The sequence below is a fragment of the Pseudomonas sp. P4_C8 genome, from assembly GCF_056401975.1.
The window spans coordinates 21,282-43,838 of record NZ_JBFUIH010000018.1 but is presented as its reverse complement, the minus strand read 5'-3'; the positions used below and the strand labels follow the sequence as shown (position 1 = coordinate 43,838).

The following is a 22,557-nucleotide window of genomic DNA, read 5'->3' as shown; positions in this document are numbered from 1 at the left end:
GGTGTATCAGCCACAGCCATGTCGCCTGACACTGCGCTATCGCGAGCAGGCTCACTCCCACAGGGTTTTTCACATGATGATTTTTCAGTGTGCCTGGCCGTGCCACGGCACCAGTTTGCGTTGCAAGGCGCGCAGGCCCATTTCCATGGCGAAGGCAATCAGCGCAATCACCAGAATCCCCAGCACCACCACATCGGTGACCAGGAACTGCGCGGCCGACTGCACCATGAAGCCCAACCCGCTGGTGGCCGCGATCAGTTCAGCGGCGACCAGCGTCGACCAGCCAACACCCAAGCCAATGCGCACACCGGTCAAGATGTCCGGCAAGGCACTCGGCAGAATCACATGACGAATCAACTGAGCGCGGGTCGCGCCCAACGACTGCGCGGCACGTAATTTGGCCGGGTCTACGGTGCGCACGCCGGTCGCGGTGGCGATGGCAATCGGGGCGAAAATCGCCAGGTAGATCAGCAACACTTTCGACAGCTCACCGATACCGCACCAGATCACGATCAGCGGCAAGTAAGCCAAGGGCGGAATCGGGCGATAGAACTCGATCAGCGGATCAAGAATGCCGCGAGCGATACGGTTGTGACCGATGGCAATGCCAACCGGCACGGCCGTCAGCACGGCGAAGACCAGACCAAGGCCGATTCGGCTGAGGCTCGCGCCCAAGTGCTGCCACAACGTCGAATCCATGTAGCCGGTGGTCGCCAGCAGCCAGCCTTTTTGCAACACGGCGGACGGTGGCGGCAGGAACAGCGGTTCGATCATTCCCGTGACGGTCACGGCCCACCAAATGGCAACAAGGACGACCAGCGTCAGCACGCTGATCCAGCGCGTGCTGAGACTGCGACGAACCGCAATCACTTTTGAACCCGGTTTCAGAACGACGGCCGGAATTTCATAACTGCTCATGCGCGCTCCTGCCGCGTGGCGGCGCTGCGTTGGGAGAACACTTTGGCGAGCACGTGTTCGCGGGTTTCGATAAAGCGTGGGTCGGATTTGATCGCCCGGGCCGATTCACCGGCGGCGTAACGCTGGCCGAAATCCAGGCTCAGGCGTTCGACGATTTGCCCAGGATTGGGCGCCAACAAAATCAGATCCGTGGCGAGGAATATCGCTTCTTCAATGTCGTGGGTAATCAGAAATACCGGTTTGGCAGTGCGCTGCCAGACTTGCAGCAGCAGCTCCTGCATCTGTTCGCGGGTGAAGGCATCGAGGGCACCGAAGGGCTCGTCCATGAGCAAAACACGGGGATCGGCGGCCAATGCGCGGGCAAGTCCGACACGCTGCTTCTGGCCGCCCGAGAGCTGCCAGATGCGTCGGTTTTCGAAGCCGGAAAGGTCGACCAGCGCGAGCATTTCCCGCGCGCGGATTCCGCGTTTGTCCCGGGAAACACCGGCCAGTTCCAAACCGAATCCGACGTTGGCCAGCACATCCTGCCACGGTAGCAACGCATCGTCCTGAAACACCACGCCACGTTCGGCGCTCGGGCCTTTGACCGGAACGCCATCGAGGGTGATGCGCCCGGCACTCGGCTCGACAAAACCGGCAATCAGGTTCAACAGTGAAGTCTTGCCACTGCCAGACGGGCCGAGGGCGACCAGCAATTGCTGGGGCCCAAGACTCAGGGAAATATCCGCCAGTACCGGTTCCGGACTGCCGGGGTACTGTGCGCTGATGCGCTCCAGCTGTAGCAAAGCCATCGCGATTAACTCCGGATCAGTTGGTGATGAACTTGGCGCTGACGTACGGCGCGTAGTCCGGCAGCACGGCCTCGACCTTGCCTTGTTCCTTGAGGAACGCTGCGGTGTCGGTGATGGCTTTGGTGGTCGGCGCGCCGAGGGTGATCACCTGATCAGCCGCCAGCGGGTAGACGTTGCCTTGCAGCAGCAGCGGAATATCGCTGGCCTTGGCGCCGGAGAGCTTCACCAGTTTGTCGACGTTGGATTGATTGGCGAGCCAGGCTTTCGGGTCTTTGCGGTAATCGGTGTATGCGTCGAGGGTGACCTTGGCGAACGCGGTGACGATTTCCGGATGCTTCTCGGCGAAATCTTTGCGCACGATCCAGGCATCGAAGGTCGGGGCGCCGAACTTGGCCAGTTCACCCGAGGTGATCAGCACTTTGCCGTTTTCCTTGGCCACACCGAGGGCTGGGTCCCACACGTAGGTAGCGTCGATGTCGCCACGTTTCCATGCGGCGATGATGGCGGGCGGGGCGAGGTTGAGGACGGTGACTTTCGACGGGTCGATGTTCCAGTGCTTCAGCGCGGCCAGCAGGCTGTAATGGCCGGTGGAAACGAAGGGCACGGCGATTTTCTTGCCTATCAGGTCCTGTGGCGTCTTGATCCCGGATCCGTCACGAGCGACCAGGGCTTCGGCGGCGCCGATCTGGGTGGCGATGAGGAACGTTTCTACCGGGACTTTGCGAGTGATCGCAGCGGTCAGAGGGCTGGAACCGAGGTAACCAATCTGCACGTCGCCGGACGCGATGGCGGCGATGATATCGGCACCGTTGTCGAATTTGCGCCAGTCGATTTTGGCATTAGTGGCTTTTTCGTACGCGCCGTCGGCCTGGGCTACTTTCGCCGGGTCTACGGTGGTCTGGTAGGCGACGGTGACGTCAGCCGCGTGAGCAAAGAAACTCGCTGCAGCCAAAGAGGCGGCCGCCAGGAGGCGAAGAGGGAAATGCAGTTTCATTGGGAAGCTCCTTGTCAGGCGACCGAGAGTCGGCGTCAAAGGAGACTAAATGATCTAAAAATTAGAAAATAAATAACATTTTCGAATTAGCTTATGAGCGGGAAATCCTAAGGATGTGATGCGATGAAACGATTGTAGGAGCTGGCTTGCCAGCGAAGGCGGGGTGACCGATACACCGCTTTCGCTGGCAAGCCAGCTCCTACACAAGCCAGCGTCTACAAGAGGAATTGATTAGTTACTGATCGCCAGAATGCTCGCCTGATACGATCCGACAAACACGTCGAAATCGCCGACTTCGTTCTGCTCCAGCTCCACTTGTGCCGCCAACGACGAGCGCGCCAGTTCTTCAAACTTCGCCTGATCTTCACCACTCAAAGGCTCGCTGCGGAAAAACGCCGCATGCGCGCGGCTCTGACGCAGGGAGAACTGAGCAAAGCTTTCCTTGTGCTCGGCCATCGCCGCCAGCACCTGGGCAGAAGGCGTCAGGGACGGATCCTTGACCTTGGCCAACTGCGTATCCAGCGCCTTGCTGTGTGCATCGCCACCATGACTTTGATCCAGCATCGCTGCCAACGGAGCAATCTGCTCCAGCAACTCGCTGGCCCACTCTTTGAGGTCCACTGGTTGACCGTTGCGTTGCAATTGCAGGCCCGGACGGCGACCTTCCTTGACCACGCTGAGGAAGTTCGAGGTCGCGTTGCCGCACGAAGTATTGGTCAGCAACGGGCTGTCGTTCAGTGCGCAGTACAGAAGGAAGGCGTCGAGGAAGCGCGACTCGGTGAGGTCGATGCCCATCGGCAGGAACGGGTTGATGTCCAGGCAGCGCACTTCAACGTACTGAATGCCACGGGCCACCAGCGCCTGGATCGGCCGCTCGCCGGTATAGGTCACGCGTTTCGGGCGGATGTTGGAGTAGTACTCGTTTTCGATCTGCAGGATGTTGGTGTTGAGCTGAACCCACTCACCGTCCTGATGCGTGCCGATCTCGACATACGGCGCATACGGCGTGGCCACCGCTTGGCGCAGGCTGTTGGTGTAGCTCGACAGATCGTTGTAGCAGGGCGTCAAGCCGGCCTGGGCGTTGCTCTGGTAACCCAGGTCGCTCATGCGCAGGCTGGTGGCGTACGGCAGGTACAAGGTGTCCGGGTCCAGTTGTTCCAACTGGTGCGAACGACCGCGCAGGAAACCGGCGTCCAGCGCAGGCGAGGCGCCGAACAGGTACATCAGCAGCCAGCTGTAGCGGCGGAAGTTACGGATCAGCGCGATGTAGGCCGAGGACTGATAGTCGCGGTCGGTGCCGACAAAGCCTTCGGCTTCTTTGAGCAGCGGCCAGAGCTTTTCCGGCAGGGAAAAGTTGTAATGAATCCCGGCGATGCACTGCATGGTCTTGCCGTAACGCAGGGCCAGGCCCTTGCGATAGACGTACTTGAGCTGACCGATATTGGACGTGCCGTAATAGGCAATCGGAATGTCTTCCTCGGCCGGCAACGGGCACGGCATTGAGGGGCTCCACAGAAACTCGTTGCCGAGCTTGCTGTAGGCAAAGCGATGGATCTTGTCCAGGCTCGCCAGCGTATCCGCCGGGTCGGGCAGGGCGGGCGTGATGAACTCCAGCAACGACTCGGAATAGTCGGTGGTGATTTGTTCGTTGGTCAGCGCGGAACCCAATTCTTCCGGGTGCGGCGTTTGCGCCAGGCGACCTTCGCCGGTCACGCGCAGGCATTCACGTTCGATGCCGTGAAGGCACTGTTCGAGCAGAGAGAGGTTAGCGCGCTCGCCAAGCAGAGCCAGGCGGCGGTTGAGAAGTTCGCTCAAGTTGGATTCCTTCACGCGTCAGTCGCCCCAATATGGGGGTGGGCAAGACGGTCTACAAGGGTGAAGTTAAAACTGGCGTTTTCGCCTGGTTTTTGAGCCGCACAGGACTACTGGCAGCCGGCCAAGGATCGAGCGCCGCAATCCCCTGTTGGAGCGAGCCTGCTCGCGATTAGGGAGTGTCAGTCAACGTTTAAGTCGTCTGGCACACCGCAATCGCGAGCAGGCTCGCTCCCACAGGAAACTTCGGCGCTACGGTCACAGCGCCGAAATTAACTCAAATGGGTGACATCTAGCTACAGGACAGCGAACGTGCCTTGTGCTTTTGCGACCAGTTTGTCGCCCTGCATCACGTCAGCTTCAACCACCAAGGTGCGGCGACCCGGGTGGATCACCCGTGCCGTGCACATCACTTCACCGTCTGAAACGGCGCGAATGTAGTTGATCTTGCATTCGATGGTCGCGCTCTGCTGGTCAAAGCCGTGGGTACTGGAACAAGCCAGCCCCATGGCAATGTCCACCAGACTAAACAAAGCCCCGCCGTGCAGCTTGCCGCCGCGATTGCGCAGCTCCGGTTCCAGCGCCAGGGCGACTTGCGCCACCCCGGTTTCCAGGCTGTGCAAGCGACACCCCAGCAGCTTGAAAAACGCGCTTTCGGTCAGCCCGGCAGGAATCTCCATCAGCGTTTCTTCAACTGCTTGGCGTTGGCGAACAGCGACGCCATCGCGTTGTTGCTCGGGGCCGCCGCGGTGGTTTCCTTGCGCGGTGCGCTGTTCTGGGACTGGCGTGGCGCCGACCCCGGACGTGCACCGCGAGCGCCGTCGATTTTCTCGCCCGGGGTGTCGCTCATGCGCATCGACAAGCCCACGCGTTTACGCGGGATGTCGACTTCCATGACCTTCACTTTCACCACATCACCGGCCTTCACCGCTTCACGCGGATCCTTGATGAACTTCTCCGAAAGTGCAGAGATATGCACCAAACCGTCCTGATGCACGCCGATGTCGACGAACGCGCCGAAGTTGGTCACGTTAGTGACGACGCCTTCGAGGATCATGCCCAGTTCGAGATCCTTGAGGTCCTCGACGCCTTCCTGGAACTCCGCAGTCTTGAACTCAGGACGTGGATCGCGGCCAGGTTTTTCCAACTCTTGCAGAATGTCGGTGACCGTTGGCAGACCGAAAGTTTCGTCGGTGTACTTCTTCGGATCGAGACGCTTGAGGAAGCTCGCATCGCCGATCAGCGAGCGGATGTCGCGGTCGGTTTCAGCGGCGATGCGCTGCACCAGCGGGTAGGCTTCCGGGTGAACGGCCGACGAATCCAGCGGGTTGTCGCCGTTCATCACGCGCAGGAAGCCTGCGGCCTGTTCGAAAGTTTTTTCGCCCAGACGTGCGACTTTCTTCAACGCGGCGCGGGTTTTGAACGCGCCGTGTTCATCGCGATGGCTGACGATGTTCTGTGCCAGGGTCGCGTTGAGACCGGAGATGCGCGCCAGCAGCGCCACGGAGGCGGTATTGACGTCGACGCCCACGGCGTTCACGCAGTCCTCGACTACCGCGTCCAGACCGCGCGCCAGTTTCAGCTGCGAAACGTCGTGCTGGTACTGGCCGACACCGATGGATTTCGGATCGATCTTCACTAGCTCAGCCAGTGGATCCTGCAAGCGACGGGCAATCGACACGGCGCCACGGATCGATACGTCCAGATCCGGGAATTCCTTCGAAGCCAGTTCAGATGCCGAGTAAACCGATGCGCCGGCCTCGGAGACCATGACTTTGGTCATTTTCATGGCCGGGTATTTTTTGATCAGTTCAGCGGCCAGCTTGTCGGTTTCGCGGCTGGCGGTGCCGTTGCCGATGGCGATCAGGTCAACCGAATGCTTGGCACACAGGGCGGCGAGAATCGCGAGGGTCTGATCCCACTTGTTGTGCGGCACGTGCGGATAAACGGTGGCGTGATCCAGCAGCTTGCCGGTGGCGTCGACCACGGCGACCTTGCAGCCGGTGCGCAGGCCCGGGTCGAGACCCAACGTGGCGCGCGGGCCGGCCGGGGCCGACAGCAGCAAGTCGTGCAGGTTGTGCGCGAACACGTTGATCGCTTCGGTTTCCGCGCCATCGCGCAGCTCACCCAGCAGGTCGGTTTCGAGGTGGGTGTAGAGCTTGACCTTCCAGGTCCAGCGCACCACTTCGCCCAGCCATTTGTCGGCGGCGCGGTTCTGGTTCTGGATGCCGAATTGCTGGCCGATCATGCCTTCGCACGGGTGCATGGTGCCCGGCAGTTCGTCGCCGACTTTCAGCGCAGAGCTCAGAATGCCTTCGTTGCGGCCACGGAAAATAGCGAGCGCGCGGTGCGACGGCATGCTTTTCAGCGGTTCGTCGTGTTCGAAGTAGTCGCGGAACTTGGCGCCTTCCTCTTCTTTACCCGCAATGACGCGGGCACTGAGGGTGGCTTCTTGCTTCAAGTAGCTGCGCAGTTTGTCCAGCAGGCCGGCGTCTTCAGCGAAGCGCTCCATGAGGATGTACTTGGCGCCTTCGAGGGCTGCCTTCACATCGGCCACGCCTTTTTCGGCGTTGATGAAGCGTGCGGCTTCGGTGTCAGGCGTCAGGGTCGGGTCGTTGAACAGGCCGTCGGCCAGCTCGCCGAGGCCGGCTTCCAGGGCGATCTGGCCCTTGGTGCGGCGCTTTTGCTTGTACGGCAGGTACAAGTCTTCGAGGCGGGTCTTGGTGTCGGCGAGTTTGATGTCGCGTTCAAGTTGCGGGGTCAGCTTGCCTTGTTCCTCGATGCTGGCGAGGATACTGATGCGCCGTTCGTCGAGTTCTCGCAGGTAGCGCAGACGCTCTTCCAGATGACGCAACTGGATGTCATCGAGGCTGCCGGTCACTTCTTTCCGGTAACGGGCGATGAAGGGAACGGTAGAGCCTTCATCGAGTAGCGCGACGGCCGCTTCGACCTGTTGTAGGCGTACACCGAGTTCCTCGGCGATGCGGCTGTTGATGCTGTCCATAAAACCACCTGACAAATTGTGAAAGCAGGCTCGCAGGCGCAGAATTGAAGGCTCTGCGAGTCTGGTTGAGCGGCCTGGCCTGCGCCGCTGCCTGGATCAAAGGGCACCCCATTGACCCGTGAAATCGAACAATTACTGCGGGCGGCAGGGAAATAAATAGCGCCTGCCTGTAGTACCTGTCTGATGTTGCCTGACACAAAACGCCGCGCATTATAACCAGCGTTCGCGTGTTCTGGGGCATCGCGGGCGGGAAGGGTAATGGCCGGTTTACTGGCGGTGGAGGAAAAATCTGCTAACAATGCACACGGTGCGTATAACGGCAGCTACGCCATAATGCGCGCCGAGATCAAAGGAGCATCTAATGAGCAGCACTGCAAACACTGCTGAAGGCGAAAAAATTCTTATTGTTGACGACGATCCGGGGCTCAGCAGCCTGCTGGAGCGCTTTTTCGTCAGCAAGGGCTACCGCGCCCGCGCCGTTCCGAACACCGAGCAAATGGATCGCCTGCTGGCGCGCGAAGTGTTCAATCTGGTCGTCCTCGACCTGATGCTGCCCGGCGAAGACGGCTTGACCGCCTGCCGCCGCCTGCGCACGGCGAACAATCAGATCCCCATCATCATGCTGACCGCCAAAGGCGACGAGCTGAGCCGTATCAAGGGCCTGGAACTGGGCGCCGACGATTACCTGGCCAAGCCGTTCAACCCGGACGAGCTGATGGCCCGCGTCAAAGCGGTCCTGCGTCGTCAGTCGACGCCGGTGCCGGGTGCACCGGGCAGCGAAGACGAAAGCGTGACCTTCGGTGATTACGTACTGTCGCTGGCGACCCGCGAACTCAAGCGCGGTGACGAAGTGCACATGCTTACCACCGGTGAGTTTGCGGTCCTCAAGGCATTGGTCATGAACGCGCGTCAGCCACTGACCCGTGACAAACTGATGAACCTGGCCCGTGGCCGCGAGTGGGATGCCCTGGAGCGTTCCATCGACGTACAAATATCCCGTCTGCGCCGGATGATCGAACCCGATCCGTCCAAGCCGCGTTACATCCAGACAGTCTGGGGCGTGGGCTACGTGTTCGTTCCGGATGGCGCCGCCACCAAGTGATCGGCGATTTGTAGGAGCGGGTCTTGCGGGCAATGTTGCCCGCAGACTCGCGATCCGCAATATGCGAGCATCGCTCGCTCCTGCAAGTGTGTAGCGGCTATCCATGAAAACCCCCGTTTGGTTCCCCCAGAGCTTCTTCTCCCGCACCCTTTGGCTGGTGCTGATCGTCGTCCTGTTTTCCAAGGCACTGACCCTGGTTTATCTGTTGATGAACGAAGACGTGCTGGTGGATCGTCAATACAGCCACGGCGTCGCCCTGACACTGCGCGCCTATTGGGCCGCCGATGAAGAAAACCGCACTAAGATCGCCGATGCCGCCACGCTGATCCGGGTGGTGGGGGCCGGTGTGCCGGAAGGTGAGCACCATTGGCCGTACAGCGAGATATACCAGCGGCAGATGCAGGCCGAACTGGGTGCTGACACCGAAGTGCGATTACGCATGCACTCACCGCCAGCGCTGTGGGTCCGGGCGCCAAGCCTGGGCGATGGCTGGTTGAAAGTGCCGCTGTACCCGCATCCTCTGCGTGGCCAGAAAATCTGGAACGTGCTCGGCTGGTTCCTCGCCATTGGCTTGCTGTCGACCGCATCGGCATGGATCTTCGTCAGTCAACTCAATCAACCGTTAAAGCGTCTGGTGTATGCCGCAAGGCAACTCGGCCAGGGGCGCAGTGTGCGATTGCCCATCAGCGACACCCCAAGTGAAATGACCGAGGTGTATCGCGCCTTCAACCAGATGGCAGAAGACGTCGAACAGGCCGGACGCGAACGTGAGCTGATGCTGGCCGGTGTGTCCCACGACTTGCGGACCCCCTTGACCCGTTTGCGCCTGTCCCTGGAGTTGATGGGAGATCGCACCGATCTCACCGACGACATGGTGCGCGACATCGAAGACATGGACGCGATCCTCGACCAGTTCCTGGCGTTCATTCGCGATGGCCGTGACGAATCGGTGGAAGAGGTGGACTTGAGCGACCTGGTTCGCGAAGTCGCTGCGCCGTACAACCAGAATGCAGAAAAGGTCCGTCTGCGCCTGGAACCGATCCAGCCGTTTCCATTGCGTCGGGTGTCGATGAAACGCCTGTTGAACAACCTGATCGGCAATGCCTTGCATCACGCGGGCAGCGGCGTTGAGGTGGCGGCCTATGTCTCTGGTGATACCAGCGCGCCGTATGTGGTGCTGAGTGTCATGGACCGTGGGGCGGGGATTGATCCTGCTGAACTTGAAGCAATCTTCAACCCGTTCACTCGGGGTGATCGCGCCCGTGGCGGGAAGGGGACTGGTTTGGGGCTGGCGATCGTGAAGCGGATTGCTTCGATGCATGGCGGGAATGTTGAGTTGCGCAATCGTTCCGGAGGCGGGCTGGAAGCGCGGGTGCGGTTGCCGTTGGGGTTGATGTTGCCTCGGGATGCGGTTTAACAGCTGACATCTTGGCTGGGGCTGATGGCCCCTTCGCGAGCAGGCTCGCTCCCACAATGAGTACGCGGTCAACTGTGGGAGCGAGCCTGCTCGCGAAGGCGGCCTCCCTGCCGCCACATAAGTCTGACTTAACCCTTCCCTTTGGTCCGCGTCATATTCGGCCCGCCATTCTTCTCCAGATGCTCAATGATGATCCCCGCCACATTCTTCCCGGTGGTGGTTTCAATCCCTTCCAGACCCGGTGACGAGTTCACTTCCATCACCAGCGGCCCGTGATTGGAGCGCAGGATGTCCACCCCCGCCACTGCCAGGCCCATCACCTTCGCCGCACGCAACGCGGTCATGCGTTCTTCCGGTGTGATCTTGATCAGGCTGGCGCTGCCGCCCCGATGCAGGTTGGAGCGAAACTCGCCAGGCTTGGCCTGGCGCTTCATCGCTGCGATCACCTTGTCGCCGACTACGAAGCATCGAATGTCGGCACCGCCGGCTTCCTTGATGTACTCCTGAACCATGATGTTCTGCTTCAGGCCCATGAACGCTTCGATCACCGACTCTGCCGCCGTCGCCGTTTCACACAGCACCACGCCAATGCCTTGGGTGCCTTCCAATACCTTGATCACCAGCGGGGCGCCGTTGACCATGTCGATCAGGTCGGGAATGTCGTCCGGTGAGTGAGCAAACCCGGTCACCGGCAAACCGATCCCGCGACGTGACAGCAATTGCAACGAACGCAGTTTGTCCCGCGAACGGGCAATGGCCACCGATTCATTGAGCGGAAATACGCCCATCATTTCGAACTGACGCAACACCGCGCAGCCATAAAACGTTACCGACGCACCGATCCGGGGGATCACCGCGTCGAAACCTTCCAGCGGCTTGCCGCGGTAGTGGATCTGCGGCTTGTGGCTGGCAATGTTCATGTAGGCGCGCAGGGTGTCGATCACCACCATTTCATGGCCACGCTCGGTACCGGCTTCAACCAGACGACGAGTGGAATACAGACGCGGGTTCCGCGACAGCACAGCGATCTTCATGCAACACCTGTGGAGGAGGTAGATACCGGGAACACCGGCTTGTCTTGTACGTACTTAATGCCTGGATTGACCACCAACTGGCCGTGAATCAAGGCTTTGGAGCCGAGTAGCAGGCGATAACGCATGGATTTGCGGCAGGCGAGCGTGAACTCGACCCGCCAGACCCGATCACCGAGGGCCAGGGTGGTGCTGACCACGTATCGCTTCTGCGCCTGACCGTTGGAGCTTTTAATGGTTTTCATCGTCACCAGCGGCGCTTCGCAGCGTCGATGACGCAATTGCACCACCGTGCCCAAGTGCGCGGTGAAGCGTACCCACTGTTCGCCATCGCGCTCGAACGGCTCGATGTCGGTGGCATGCAGGCTGGAGGTGCTGGCACCGGTGTCGATTTTTGCCCGCAGGCCCGCGACTCCCAAATCCGGGAGCGCCACCCACTCGCGCAGACCGACAACGGTCAAATGGTCAAATGTCTTCAAAGTTGCTCAACCGGTAGAAACCGCTCGGCCCGCAAGCGGCCGAATTCGCGGTATTCACGCAGAATAATGGTTAAAAGGCGACAGATATCTACGGCCCGGATTTCCAGCCCCTCGGGGAGGTTCTGGAATGCGTGCATTGTAATCCGAGCCGGTGCAATTCTTGGTACGACTGAAACGGTAGTACAGTTCAGCAATATTTCAGAGTGAGGAAATTCCATGGCACAAAAAAACGAAGAGGACGACAAAGTCCGTCTCGATAAATGGTTATGGGCCGCGCGTTTTTACAAAACCCGTGCCTTGGCCAAGGCGGCGATTGAAAGCGGCAAGGTGCATTGCCGGGGCGAACGTTGTAAGCCAGGCAAGGAGCCAAGAGTAGGTGATGAGTTCGTGATCCGCGCCGGTTTCGAAGAGCGTACGGTGGTGGTTCAAGCGTTATCCATTGTTCGCCGTGGCGCGCCGGAGGCTCAGACGTTGTATGCCGAAACCGAAGCCAGCATCGCCAAACGCGAAAACGCCGCCGCCCAGCGCAAAGCGGGTGCGCTGGGGATGACCACCGATGGCAAACCGAGCAAGAAACAGCGGCGGGATTTGTTCAAGTTCCGTGGTAGCAGCAACGACGAGTAGGACAGGAATTTCTCGGGCGATGTTCAGTCCGTCATCGCGGGCAAGCCCGCTCCCACAAGGGATATACGATATTTTGTGGGAGCATGCGGTGCGACGATTCGACTTGCCCGCGATCGAGTGCGCAGCACTCGCCATTCTTCACCAAGTCTACGCAAAGACTTGCAATTGCTGCATTGAGTAACCATATCGGGTGATTCGCCAGCGGCGCATCGAGCGGATACACAGCCACTCGTCGAAAATCACCACAGCCTCTGCGCCATGGGCCATAACCAGAAGGCCAACGGCGTCAGTGGCCAAGGATCGCGCACTGTGCACCTTGCTTGGAACAAGCCCGGATTGTTCATAAAATGCCGGCCATGGCCTAGCGTTGCGCATCCAAGGGTGATTGCAGGCACGCGATCCTGACCGTTGAAACCCATTGTCACCACTTCAGATACCCAGACCTATGACCGACCTACCGGATAACGACTTCACCCAACGCTTCATCTTCGATGACAGCGACACCCGTGGCGAGCTGGTCTCGTTGGAGCTCAGCTACGCCGAAGTCCTGGCCAAACACGCCTACCCGGAGCCGGTCGCGCAATTGCTTGGCGAACTGATGGCGGCGGCATCGCTGCTGGTCGGCGCGCTGAAGTTCGATGGCTTGCTGATCCTTCAGGCCCGTTCCGACGGCCCGATCCCGTTGCTGATGATCGAGTGCTCCAGCGAGCGCGATATCCGCGGCCTGGCCCGTTACGAGGCCGACCGGATCGCCCCCGATGCGACGCTCGCCGACCTGATGCCCAACGGCGTACTGGCGCTGACGGTCGACCCGACCCATGGTCAGCGTTACCAGGGCATCGTCGACCTCGACGGCGAAACCCTGTCCGAGTGCTTCACTAATTACTTCGTCATGTCCCAACAGGTAGGCACCCGCTTCTGGCTGTACGCCGATGGCCGTCGCGCCCGTGGCCTGCTGCTGCAGCAACTGCCCGCCGACCGCTTGAAAGACGAAGAAGAACGCGCCGCCAGCTGGCAGCACATCACCGCGCTGGGCAGCACCCTGACCGCTGATGAATTGCTGGGACTGGACAACGAAACCGTGCTCCATCGCCTCTATCACGAAGAGCAGGTGCGTCTGTTCGACGTGCAAAAGCTGCGCTTCCGTTGCAGCTGCTCGCGTGAACGTTCGGCCAATGCTCTGGTCAGTTTGGGTGTTGAAGATGCGCAAAATCTGGTGGTCGAGCACGGTGGCAACATCGAGATCGATTGCCAGTTCTGCAATCAGCGTTACCTGTTCGATGCCGCCGATATCGCCCAATTATTCGCCGGTGCGGGCGTCGACACGCCGTCAGATACCCGTCACTAAAACGGTTCAGCGCAGGTAAATTCACTGGTTAGTGCCGGTATTACGCCGTAACGACGGGAGGGCCCTACTTTTTTTGGGCTTTTCTGGCATAATCCGGCCCACTTTTTCTCGCGGTAGTAGTGCACAACTTTCTACTACAAAACGTTTGGAGCACTCGGCCACTGGCCGATGGGGAACCTCATGACGCAAGCCAATAACGCCGTGTACACCGATCTGAGTGTTGATGATCTGGTTAAAGAAGCCCTGAATCGCGGTGAAGGCGAGCTTGCCGATACCGGCGCGCTGGTTGTTCGTACCGGTCACCGTACCGGCCGTTCGCCAGTCGACCGTTTCATCGTTGAAGAGCCGACCACTCAGGCCGCTATCGCCTGGGGCCCGATCAACCGCAAGTTCCCGGCCGACAAGTTCGATGCCCTGTGGGACCGCGTCGAGGCGTTCAACAACGCGCAAGAGCATTTCGTTTCCCACGTTCATGTAGGCGCGGCTGCCGATCACTACCTGGCCGTGAAAATGACCACTCAGACTGCCTGGCAGAATCTGTTCGGTCGTTGCCTGTTCATCAACCCGGCCCAGTACAACCCGGCTGGTCGTGATGAGTGGCAGGTGCTCAACGTCGCCAATTTCGAGTGCGTTCCAGAGCGTGACGGCACCAACTCCGATGGTTGCGTGATCATCAACTTCGCGCAGAAGAAAGTGCTGATCGCCGGCATGCGCTACGCCGGTGAAATGAAAAAAGCCATGTTCTCGGTGCAGAACTTCCTGCTGCCGGCCGCCGACGTGCTGCCAATGCACTGCGCTGCCAACATCGGTGAGGAGGGCGACGTGACCCTGTTCTTCGGCCTGTCCGGCACCGGTAAAACCACCCTGTCCGCCGACGAAAGCCGTTACCTGATCGGTGACGACGAGCACGGTTGGGGCGAGGGCGTGGTGTTCAACATCGAAGGCGGTTGCTATGCCAAGTGCATCGACCTGTCCGAGAAGAACGAACCAGTCATCTGGAAAGCCATCAAGCACGGCGCAGTCCTGGAAAACGTCGTTATCGATGACGCCAAGCACGCCGATTACGCCGATGTCAGCCTGACCCAGAACAGTCGCGCAGCCTATCCGCTGGAGCACGTTGCCAAGCGTTCCGAGAAGAACCTCGGTGGCGAGCCAAACGCTGTGATCTTCCTGACCTGCGACCTGACCGGCGTGCTGCCGCCAGTGTCGATCCTCAGCGAAGAACAAGCGGCCTACCACTTCCTGTCCGGCTACACCGCTCTGGTGGGCTCGACCGAAATGGGTTCCGGCAGCGGCATCAAGTCGACCTTCTCCACCTGCTTCGGCGCACCGTTCTTCCCGCGTCCGGCTGGCGAATACGCAGAACTGCTGATCAAACGTATCCGCGGCTTCGGTTCGAAGGTTTACCTGGTTAACACCGGCTGGACCGGTGGTGGCTACGGCGTTGGCAAGCGCTTCAACATCCCGACCACCCGTGCGGTGATCGCAGCGATCCAGAGCGGCGCGTTGATCGGTGCTGAAACCGAACACCTCGACACCATCAACCTCGATGTGCCATTGGCTGTGCCGGGCGTTGAGACTGGCCTGTTGAACCCACGTAATACCTGGGCTGACAAGGCTGCTTACGATGAAGCGGCTAAAGCACTGGCTGGGTTGTTTGTTGAGAACTTCAAGAAATTTGAAGTGAGCGACGCGATCAAGGCTGCTGGACCGAAGTTGTAAGATTTGGTCTGACGCAATGAAAAAGCCGCCCTTTGGGGCGGCTTTTTTGTGGGCGCTGGTTTCAGGTTTTTAGATGCAGCACGAACGCGCCAACCAAGACCAAAACGACACCCAGCACCTGCACCTTCGCCAGTCTTTCCTTGAAGAACACATACCCCAGAATGGCGGCAATTCCGCCGGACAACGTGCTGATCACCGTCACCACCGAAACCGACCCCGCCACTGCGCCCCAAGCGAAAGAGGAGAACCCACCGAGGTTCATCAGGCTGGCACCGGTCAATGTCATGCAGTTTTTCAACGGCGGAATTTTCAAGCCGTCCTTGATCTTCAACACCATCAATACCAGCACGACCAGTCCCACCAGATAGGCAAGCCAGAGCATCGTCACCGGCCCAAGCACCGGAAGAACGAAGTGGCCTTGCAGCCAGAAACTGGTGCCATAAAAAACAGCCGCCAGAAGCGCATAGGCAATCGAGCTGCTGGCCTGAGTGGTATGTGGAAGCTTCGAATCGGCGTGGATGCTGGAAAGGAGGACTCCGATCACGCAGAGTGCAATGCACAATAATTGGATCAAATTGATCTGTTCACCTGCCGCCCAGGACAGCAACGTAGTGACTACACCGTAGGAGGTCACGAGCGGCGCGACGATAGACGCTTTGCCGAGGGCGAATGCCTTGGACAACGCCAAGGCACCGGACACGGTGAGCACGGCGGCGGCAATGCCGAACAGCCAGACATCGAGCGATGCCGACAGCGATTTGAGAATGAAGGCAGGAAAGGCGATCAGCAGTAAGCTCATGATGCTGAAGCCCAGCGCTTGACCGAAATACACTGCGCGTTTGACGCCGACCGCACGGGCGTTCAAACCTACTAGAAAATCCGTTCCGCCCCAAAGCACGGCAGCCAGTAAACCCATCAACACGTCCATGCTATGTCCTTATAGGTGCGCGCTGCGGACGTTAGAGGCCTTCCAGCGTCTGCTTGTCCCAGCGTTGGGCCTTAATGGCCTGATAGAGCATTGCGACGGTCAGTGGCAGTTTGTCGCCACGTCCCTTGGCTTTACGTTTGAAGAACACATCGTAGCCTTCGGGTTGGAAGTGGCGATAGGTGTCGTAATCGATGGAGAGGTTTCAAAGTGTTAGACACATGCACGCACCACAACCTACTAACTCGCTATGTGTTGGGTTCAGGTTTCTTGTTTCTTATCAATAAAGCGGACAGTGATTGGGTATTCAGCGGAAAGTCGCGAAGATCGCATCTCGCTGAGATGCTGCTTGCGGATGACGCTACTTTTCTGTGAGCCGGATGGTTTGCTTACCTTGGCGGCAGTTGTACTTTTTTCGCGTCCGTTTTTTTTGGCCTGTGGGCTTGGGGCTCGACTTAACTGAGCGTCCTGTAATCGACGGCCCGTTTCATCGGATTCGCCAACCTTGTTCAAGTCTTGCTTCAGACCCAATACGTGCATCACCGACAGATAGGCTCCTATCGTCACCCCCGCACCACCCGACTCCAGAGAGCGCAACGTCATGACAGACATGCCGGCTCGCTCTGCCACTTGTTTAGCCGTCAGCCTTCGACGTAAACGAGCCAGTTTTAGGCGTTCGCCCAAGTCGGTCAGCAGATGTGCAATACGCGGCAGAAGGGGCGCTGTTTTTCTAGCCATGAGGCTAATATTCCTTCACTTGTGAGGTGATAGCGCCAGAATAATTGCAGTTGTGTGTGTCGTTTCAGACGCGGCATGTGCTCTATTGGCCTTCTAGTTCCTGTGTATCCCAGCGTTGGGCGTGGATGGCTTGATAGAGCATGCCGATGGTCAGCGGGATTTTGTCTCCGCGACCTTTTGCCCTTCGCTTGAGATGTACATCAAACCTTTCGGGCTGGAAGTAGCGATAGGCATCGTAATCCACTAAGTCGATCCCGAACTGTTCTTCAAGTGCTTCCATCAAATGCTGCGCATCAGCGCCGTCGCAGCTCAGGTCGAAATTGATTGAGGTGTTGAGGTTGATGGTTTTGCGTTCGGGCAGGCCGAGCTCTTCGTGCAGCAACTGAATGAGCAGGCGCATGGTGTGGTCGTCGGGGAAGTTGGGGGCGAGCTTCATGGTTCTGGAGTCCGGTTGGGCTTGCGCGGATCTTATTAGGCGTCTGGTTTTGGGTGACGCATGGATCTTTTGATCGTTCTGTCGCAGACGGGGGATCGATTGGAGATTTCTTTGACGTGGAACGCATCAACATGAAATTTGTGGGAAGGCTGACGCTCACCTCGTATGATTTCGTTCATCTGTTGCACGCTTTCAATTAGCTCATCAAAAAATTGGCTCAATGTTATCTCCAGTTTTCGATGATCGTTCTCACGTAGAGCGTGAGAACGATCTGTTCACGCAGTGTCAGGCAGGCGCTTTCCAGCCCATCATGCGTTGTTGGGCGACTTGCATCAGGTCGAAGCCGTCCTGAGTCAGCAGGTAAAGCGCGTGGGTGATGTGGGGGATGTCTTCGACGTCGCCGTGTTTGAAGCAAATGCAGTGCAGGGTTTTCAGGAGATCGCTGGAGGCTCGGATGCGCTGCATGGCAGCTTCGAGGATGTCCTGGGGGTTGGCCTCTGTGTCGATGATCAGGGGCGGGGAATCGGTGAGGTTGGTTTGCAGCGGGAGATAACGATTGGCTGTAAGGGGGTTGCATGTCTTCATTGGTTTGCTCTCTTTAATGCTTCCGAAAGACCGCTACCATCGTGACCAAGCGATGGAGGCGACTGTGTTCGGGTTGGTCAACCTGGGGAGAGACAAACCCTGGCACGCCGAAGCGTCCCAAACACAGCCGCCATAAAGTGTGCCGGCATTAAAGACGTCGGCAGCATACAAGGGCATGCGCAAGTTTTCTCTCAAATTCAGGTGACCAAGCCCGAGCCGCTGATTTGGCAGCGACGGTCACGACTATAGGTTCGAGCTACCTGGCAGCGATAGGCGACAAAGAGTCCCCGCTTGTAGGAACGGGCCGAACCTCGACTAGTCCCTTTCTATAGGAATTTTCCTCGACGCATTTTCTCGCGCTTCCTCGATCCCGCGCCCACCCTATCAACGAATATGCTGATACGAATCCACATCCGCCAAGTCAGTGTTCAACCCGGTCGCCGGCGCGTAGATCGTGCCTCTCACCGCCGAGAATTTAACCCCGTTACTCCCCAGCGAAACATACCGCTCGCCTTGGTCCAGTTCGGTGAAGTAGGTGTACGAGCACTTTTCCATCGCTTTGTATTTCGCGTCGGCGTTGGCCATGGCGTTGTGGTGGTTTTGCAGGTCGGCCGGGGTTAGGTTGAGGGTTTTGTTCAGCACCACGCCCCAGCGCTTCAGACACACTTCGGCGAAGTGGCGCACGATCAGACCCGGTTCGGCCAGTGTTTTTGGGCCGCTGACACCATCGGCTGAGGCGTTGCCGACCAGCGTGCCATGGCGACCGGGCATGGGGTAAATGTGGGTTCGGGTACCGGTGGCCGTTTGCGGGATGACACAGCTGAAGCCTTTGGAGCGCTCGTCTCGGGCGTAGAAGCCGACGTATTCTTTTACATTGGAGTTCAGTTTAATTTTATCTTCCTGAAAGTTACCGATACCCGGTACCGGATCAATCGCAAAGATACTGATCGGAATATCTTTTAATGGCGCATCTTTAAACATGGCATTGGCCAGCATGTGGCAACTGATACCACCACGGCTCCAACCCACCAAATTAACTTTGGTCGGGAGAATGCCATCTTTACGGAACGTTCTAATAATTTGCTCCTGTAGTTTTTGTTGAGTCACGCTACGGTCACCATAGTTGTATTTCCGCCACAACCAGGAACCTTCCACCTTCACGTCTTCAATGGGAATGCCGGCAGCCTTGAGGCGGTTATATTCGGCTTCGGTCAGTTGTTCCCGCTGCCAGTCACATTTGCCTTTGATGATATTGAGAGCGTGTTGGACGTTCTCTTCCCAGCCTTTGCCGAACAATGTTCCGCTCAGGCCGTAGTCCTTGGATTTGGTAAACAGCTCATCAGCTTGCAGGTTGCTGGTGCCTGGACCATCGATCACGATCCATTCGGCAAACTCGCGGCCGCCATGATGGGAAGCCAGGGTGGAAACCAGTTCGCCATCCCAGTAAGTCGGGTTCTCGCTGTCGAACTTGGTCGAGCCGGTGCCGCAAAAGAAAATAGTTAAGGTAGTCATTGTTTCGCTCTTGTTTGATTTAAGAGCTGGCAGACTAGTGTTTGTTGTTGGAGTATTGGTAGTGCTTAGTTGTTTCTACATTTGTGATGAGGGGATTCTTTGCTTTGCAATGTCGAGAAGTTCGCAGCCGTCTTGCGTTAATAAATAAAGTGCATTCACTATGTTTGGGATGTCTTTTACATCAGCCTGTTTGAAGCACAAGCAATAGAGCGTTTCGAGCAAGTCACTGGCCGCGCGCAAGCGTTGCTGCGCGGCGTCGAGGACCGCGCCGGTACTGGCAGCGGTGTCGATGACCAACACGGGCGTTTCGCAGTAACTGGTTTTGAGTGGGCGATAGCGGTCTTGCATGAGTTCCGTCCTGTTTTCAGCGGCGCGGCAAACTATAGGGGCGCGCGGCCAAGGGTCGCAATACCGCGCAAATGGACAGGGTTTGTAGGGTATTTACTGTCGGTGTCGCCTTTTGCCTACGTGGACGCCGAGGTTTTTTTCAGCATTACCCTTGAGGGGCGAATTTCCTACGGGTTTGTCAGTCGCAGCGTCTCAAGTCTCTGTAAGATGCGCGCCAGAATCTGTAGGCCGTTTCAAAAACGTCCTGTCCCCGTATGCGCAGCGTCACCGATTTGCGTCAGCTAGCGACAGCCTTCACGGGCGAAATCAGCCCGGCCCATGCTGCATGGGCGAGCAAGAGCCGGGTGTTTCAGGAGCAGCGGTTGAACGACCAACTGCGAGTGGCCGTGTGGGTGCCGTAGCCACTGGACCCGCAGTTGTCAGGATGTTCGCCAGGCCTGTTGGGCGGAACACTCCAGGGTGTCGCATGTAGCGAGTATCGGTGGCTCTACGGGAGGCCCGTCGCAAGCGCTCAGCAGCAGGGATGTCAGGATCAGCGCAATTGCAACAATCGGTTTGTGAAACATGGTCGTTCCTTGTTCAAATGCCGCGCCCATCAGGCGTCCTGCCGTGATGTGAAGTGCGCGGACGGTTGTTTTGCGAGAAAGACCTTACCGTCAGATTGAGCGGCACCGCGAGGAACAAAGTGTTTCGTTTGTTTCATCCTGTGGCAAAGCTCCATAGGGTGACGCGGTATCATCCCGTATCGTTTTGGTCCCCGACCTTTTCTCGACTCGCGGCGTTTGCCGGCTAGGCTTTGGGCTTCGCAGCGGTCAACGGAGTGACAGCTTATGCACAACACCCTGGAACAGGTTTTCGGTTATCCACAGTTTCGACCGGGTCAGGAGGCGGCGGTCAGCGCGGTGCTGGCCGGGCGCTCGGCGGCGGCGATTTTCCCCACCGGTTCCGGCAAGTCCCTTTGCTATCAACTTCCCGCCTTGTTGCTGCCGCACCTGACGCTGGTGGTCTCGCCGTTGCTCGCGCTGATGCAGGATCAATTGGCTTTTCTGCAACGCCACGGCATTGCGGCGGGCAGTATCGATTCGGCGCAGAGCCGTGACGACGCCACTGATGTGATGGCCCGGGCGAAGTCCGGCGAGTTGAAGATTTTGATGATTTCGGTGGAGCGACTGAAGAACGAGCGCTTCCGTAATTTCTTGCAGCAAGTCCCCATCTCGCTGCTGGTGGTAGATGAGGCGCACTGTATTTCCGAGTGGGGCCACAACTTCCGCCCCGATTACCTCAAGCTGCCCGACTACCAGCGCCAGTTCAATATTCCACAAGCGCTGCTGCTGACCGCTACCGCGACGCCCAAGGTGATCGCGGACATGGAGGCCAAGTTCGCAATCGCCCCGGAAGATGTAGTGACCACCGGTTTCTACCGGCCCAACCTAAACTTGTTAGTTGAGCCTGTACGCGGTCAGGACAAACGCCGACGTCTGGTCGAGTGGATGAGCGAGCGCCCCCATCAGCCGAGCATTGTCTACGTCACGCTGCAAAAAACCGCTGAGCATATCGCCGAACACTTGGGGCGCAACGGTATTCAAGCCGAGGCTTACCATGCCGGTTTGCCCAACGATCAGCGCGAAGCCATCCAGAAACGGTTCATGGGCGGGCAGTCCAATTGCATCGTCGCCACCATCGCGTTTGGTATGGGCATCGACAAGAGTGACATCCGCAACGTGGTGCATTTCGACCTGCCAAAATCCATCGAAAACTACAGCCAGGAAATCGGCCGTGCCGGGCGTGACGGGCAACCCTCCGACTGTCTGGTATTGGCCAACCGCGATAGCCTCAATGTGCTGGAAAACTTCGTCTACGGCGACACGCCCGAGCTGGACGGCATCCGCGGTGTGCTCGATGAAATGCTCGCCGCCGCGCCTGAAGGGCAGTGGGAGTTTTTATTGGGACCGCTGGCGGATCAGAGCAACATTCGCCAACTGCCGCTCAAGACCTTACTGGTTCAGCTGGAGCTGCGCGGCTTGATCGCCCCGCGTTACGCCTATTACGCCGAATACCGTTTCAAGTACTTGCAGGAGCCGGAAGCCTTGCTCGCGCGCTTCGAGGGCGAGCGCAAGGACTTCGTCGCCGCAATCATCCAGACCTCCAGCCGTGCGCGAACCTGGGCCACGGTGAATTTCGATGCGCTGTATGAGCAGCATCAGGCCGAGCGCAATCGGGTGGTCAAGGCACTGGATTACTTCCAGGAAAAGGGTTGGGTCGAGCTTGAAAGCAAGCAGATGACCGAGGTCTACAGCTTGCTGCAAACGAACTTTGACAGTCAGGCGTTGAGTGCCGAGTTACATGCTTATTTCACCCAGCACGAACGTACCGAGATCGCTCGTATTCACGCGATGCTGGACTTGTTCGCCACCGACCATTGCCTGGGTTATCGCCTGGCCGAATACTTCGGTGACGAAAACGCGCCTCGGCAATGCGGGCATTGCTCGGTGTGTCACGGTCAGGTTGCGCGACTGCCGGCACCACCGGAATTGCCAGCGCTTGTGGATAAAAATTTTGAAGCGTTGTGCGATGATTTTATCCACAGGCATGAGCAACATACTGGCAACGCTCCGTCAGCTGAGCGCGTGACTCGGTTCCTCTGTGGGATCAGTGTGCCGCTGTTTACCAAGCTGAAGGCGCGGACTATTTCTGGGTTTGCGGCGTTGGAAAATTATCCGTACGCCGAAGTACGCGGTTGGGCCGAGACACATCTGTGAAGTTGAAGTACG

The 22,557-nt window shown here is 58.4% G+C and carries 20 protein-coding genes and 3 pseudogenes; 7 read left to right on the top strand and 16 right to left on the bottom strand.

The window, feature by feature from the left end; all coding sequences use genetic code 11:
- Positions 1 to 84: 84 nt before the first annotated feature.
- The 6 genes from tauC to AC1DWM_RS13330 all read right to left on the bottom strand — a co-directional run bounded on the left by tauC (position 85) and on the right by AC1DWM_RS13330 (position 7,519).
- Positions 85 to 918 carry a taurine ABC transporter permease TauC gene (gene tauC / locus AC1DWM_RS13355; protein WP_477795367.1) on the bottom strand — a complete coding sequence of 278 codons (834 nt, stop codon included), beginning with the start codon at positions 916 to 918 and terminating at the stop codon, positions 85 to 87.
- The gene (gene tauB, locus AC1DWM_RS13350; protein WP_477795366.1) at positions 915 to 1,709 is read right to left on the bottom strand and encodes a taurine ABC transporter ATP-binding subunit; all 795 of its coding nucleotides are present in this window, start codon (positions 1,707 to 1,709) and stop codon (positions 915 to 917) included. Before tauB ends, tauC begins: the two co-directional genes overlap by 4 nt.
- A gap of 16 nt (positions 1,710 to 1,725) precedes the next feature.
- Positions 1,726 to 2,703 carry a taurine ABC transporter substrate-binding protein gene (gene tauA / locus AC1DWM_RS13345; protein WP_223514626.1) on the bottom strand — a complete coding sequence of 326 codons (978 nt, stop codon included), beginning with the start codon at positions 2,701 to 2,703 and terminating at the stop codon, positions 1,726 to 1,728.
- Positions 2,704 to 2,934: 231 nt separating this feature from the next.
- Positions 2,935 to 4,518, bottom strand: a complete 1,584-nt coding sequence (gene gshA / locus AC1DWM_RS13340; RefSeq protein ID WP_477795365.1) for a glutamate--cysteine ligase — start codon at positions 4,516 to 4,518, stop codon at positions 2,935 to 2,937.
- A gap of 293 nt (positions 4,519 to 4,811) precedes the next feature.
- A complete protein-coding gene (locus tag AC1DWM_RS13335) occupies positions 4,812 to 5,195 on the bottom strand; it encodes a PaaI family thioesterase (protein ID WP_008019061.1) in 384 nt (127 codons plus the stop codon).
- A complete protein-coding gene (locus AC1DWM_RS13330) occupies positions 5,195 to 7,519 on the bottom strand; it encodes a Tex family protein (protein ID WP_477795364.1) in 2,325 nt (774 codons plus the stop codon). Before AC1DWM_RS13330 ends, AC1DWM_RS13335 begins: the two co-directional genes overlap by 1 nt.
- Before the next feature lie 361 nt (positions 7,520 to 7,880).
- Here AC1DWM_RS13330 and ompR point away from each other — a divergent pair, with 361 nt between their 5' ends.
- Entirely contained in the window at positions 7,881 to 8,621 is a 741-nt protein-coding gene (gene ompR / locus AC1DWM_RS13325) for an osmolarity response regulator transcription factor OmpR (protein ID WP_007949203.1), read from the top strand.
- Positions 8,622 to 8,724: 103 nt separating this feature from the next.
- A complete protein-coding gene (locus tag AC1DWM_RS13320; RefSeq protein ID WP_223514634.1) occupies positions 8,725 to 10,038 on the top strand; it encodes an ATP-binding protein in 1,314 nt (437 codons plus the stop codon).
- 128 nt (positions 10,039 to 10,166) lie between these two features.
- Here AC1DWM_RS13320 and rimK read toward each other — a convergent pair whose 3' ends face one another.
- The gene (rimK, locus tag AC1DWM_RS13315; RefSeq protein WP_007949201.1) at positions 10,167 to 11,072 is read right to left on the bottom strand and encodes a 30S ribosomal protein S6--L-glutamate ligase; all 906 of its coding nucleotides are present in this window, start codon (positions 11,070 to 11,072) and stop codon (positions 10,167 to 10,169) included.
- On the bottom strand, positions 11,069 to 11,548 hold the full coding sequence (gene rimB, locus AC1DWM_RS13310; protein WP_477790301.1) for a retropepsin-like aspartic endopeptidase RimB: 480 nt from the start codon (positions 11,546 to 11,548) through the stop codon (positions 11,069 to 11,071). Before rimB ends, rimK begins: the two co-directional genes overlap by 4 nt.
- A 216-nt stretch (positions 11,549 to 11,764) precedes the next feature.
- On the opposite strand from rimB, the gene AC1DWM_RS13305 reads away from it, so the two are divergent.
- The 3 genes from AC1DWM_RS13305 (at position 11,765) to AC1DWM_RS13295 (ending at position 15,242) form a co-directional block, all read left to right on the top strand.
- Positions 11,765 to 12,172: an RNA-binding S4 domain-containing protein gene (locus tag AC1DWM_RS13305; RefSeq protein WP_027922234.1), complete on the top strand. Its 408-nt coding sequence runs from the start codon at positions 11,765 to 11,767 to the stop codon at positions 12,170 to 12,172.
- A gap of 445 nt (positions 12,173 to 12,617) precedes the next feature.
- Positions 12,618 to 13,520 (top strand): Hsp33 family molecular chaperone HslO, encoded by a 903-nt coding sequence (hslO, locus tag AC1DWM_RS13300; RefSeq protein ID WP_223514637.1) that lies wholly within the window; start codon positions 12,618 to 12,620, stop codon positions 13,518 to 13,520.
- Positions 13,521 to 13,700: 180 nt separating this feature from the next.
- Positions 13,701 to 15,242, top strand: coding sequence for a phosphoenolpyruvate carboxykinase (locus AC1DWM_RS13295; protein WP_223514640.1), 1,542 nt, complete (start codon positions 13,701 to 13,703; stop codon positions 15,240 to 15,242).
- 61 nt (positions 15,243 to 15,303) lie between these two features.
- On the opposite strand, the gene AC1DWM_RS13290 is transcribed toward AC1DWM_RS13295, so the two are convergent.
- The 8 genes and pseudogenes from AC1DWM_RS13290 to AC1DWM_RS13255 all read right to left on the bottom strand — a co-directional run bounded on the left by AC1DWM_RS13290 (position 15,304) and on the right by AC1DWM_RS13255 (position 19,786).
- Positions 15,304 to 16,158 carry an EamA family transporter gene (locus tag AC1DWM_RS13290; RefSeq protein ID WP_477795400.1) on the bottom strand — a complete coding sequence of 285 codons (855 nt, stop codon included), beginning with the start codon at positions 16,156 to 16,158 and terminating at the stop codon, positions 15,304 to 15,306.
- Between the two features lie 43 nt (positions 16,159 to 16,201).
- Positions 16,202 to 16,363: pseudogene (locus AC1DWM_RS13285) on the bottom strand (DUF1493 family protein); the annotation flags it as partial.
- 65 nt (positions 16,364 to 16,428) lie between these two features.
- Positions 16,429 to 16,905 carry a helix-turn-helix domain-containing protein gene (locus tag AC1DWM_RS13280; RefSeq protein ID WP_477795363.1) on the bottom strand — a complete coding sequence of 159 codons (477 nt, stop codon included), beginning with the start codon at positions 16,903 to 16,905 and terminating at the stop codon, positions 16,429 to 16,431.
- An 82-nt stretch (positions 16,906 to 16,987) separates the two neighbouring features.
- On the bottom strand, positions 16,988 to 17,341 hold the full coding sequence (locus AC1DWM_RS13275; RefSeq protein WP_223514658.1) for a DUF1493 family protein: 354 nt from the start codon (positions 17,339 to 17,341) through the stop codon (positions 16,988 to 16,990).
- Between the two features lie 104 nt (positions 17,342 to 17,445).
- Positions 17,446 to 17,562 (bottom strand): annotated as a pseudogene (locus AC1DWM_RS13270) (transcriptional regulator); the annotation flags it as partial.
- Between the two features lie 64 nt (positions 17,563 to 17,626).
- On the bottom strand, positions 17,627 to 17,926 hold the full coding sequence (locus AC1DWM_RS13265) for a hypothetical protein (protein ID WP_223514661.1): 300 nt from the start codon (positions 17,924 to 17,926) through the stop codon (positions 17,627 to 17,629).
- Positions 17,927 to 18,310: 384 nt separating this feature from the next.
- Positions 18,311 to 19,438 carry a hypothetical protein gene (locus tag AC1DWM_RS13260; RefSeq protein WP_477795362.1) on the bottom strand — a complete coding sequence of 376 codons (1,128 nt, stop codon included), beginning with the start codon at positions 19,436 to 19,438 and terminating at the stop codon, positions 18,311 to 18,313.
- 75 nt (positions 19,439 to 19,513) lie between these two features.
- Positions 19,514 to 19,786, bottom strand: a complete 273-nt coding sequence (locus tag AC1DWM_RS13255) for a hypothetical protein (RefSeq protein WP_223514667.1) — start codon at positions 19,784 to 19,786, stop codon at positions 19,514 to 19,516.
- Between the two features lie 245 nt (positions 19,787 to 20,031).
- Here AC1DWM_RS13255 and AC1DWM_RS13250 point away from each other — a divergent pair.
- Positions 20,032 to 20,187: pseudogene (locus AC1DWM_RS13250) on the top strand (polysaccharide deacetylase); the annotation flags it as partial.
- A 429-nt stretch (positions 20,188 to 20,616) separates the two neighbouring features.
- Positions 20,617 to 22,545, top strand: coding sequence for a RecQ family ATP-dependent DNA helicase (locus AC1DWM_RS13245; protein ID WP_477795361.1), 1,929 nt, complete (start codon positions 20,617 to 20,619; stop codon positions 22,543 to 22,545).
- The last annotated feature ends 12 nt before the right edge of the window (positions 22,546 to 22,557 follow it).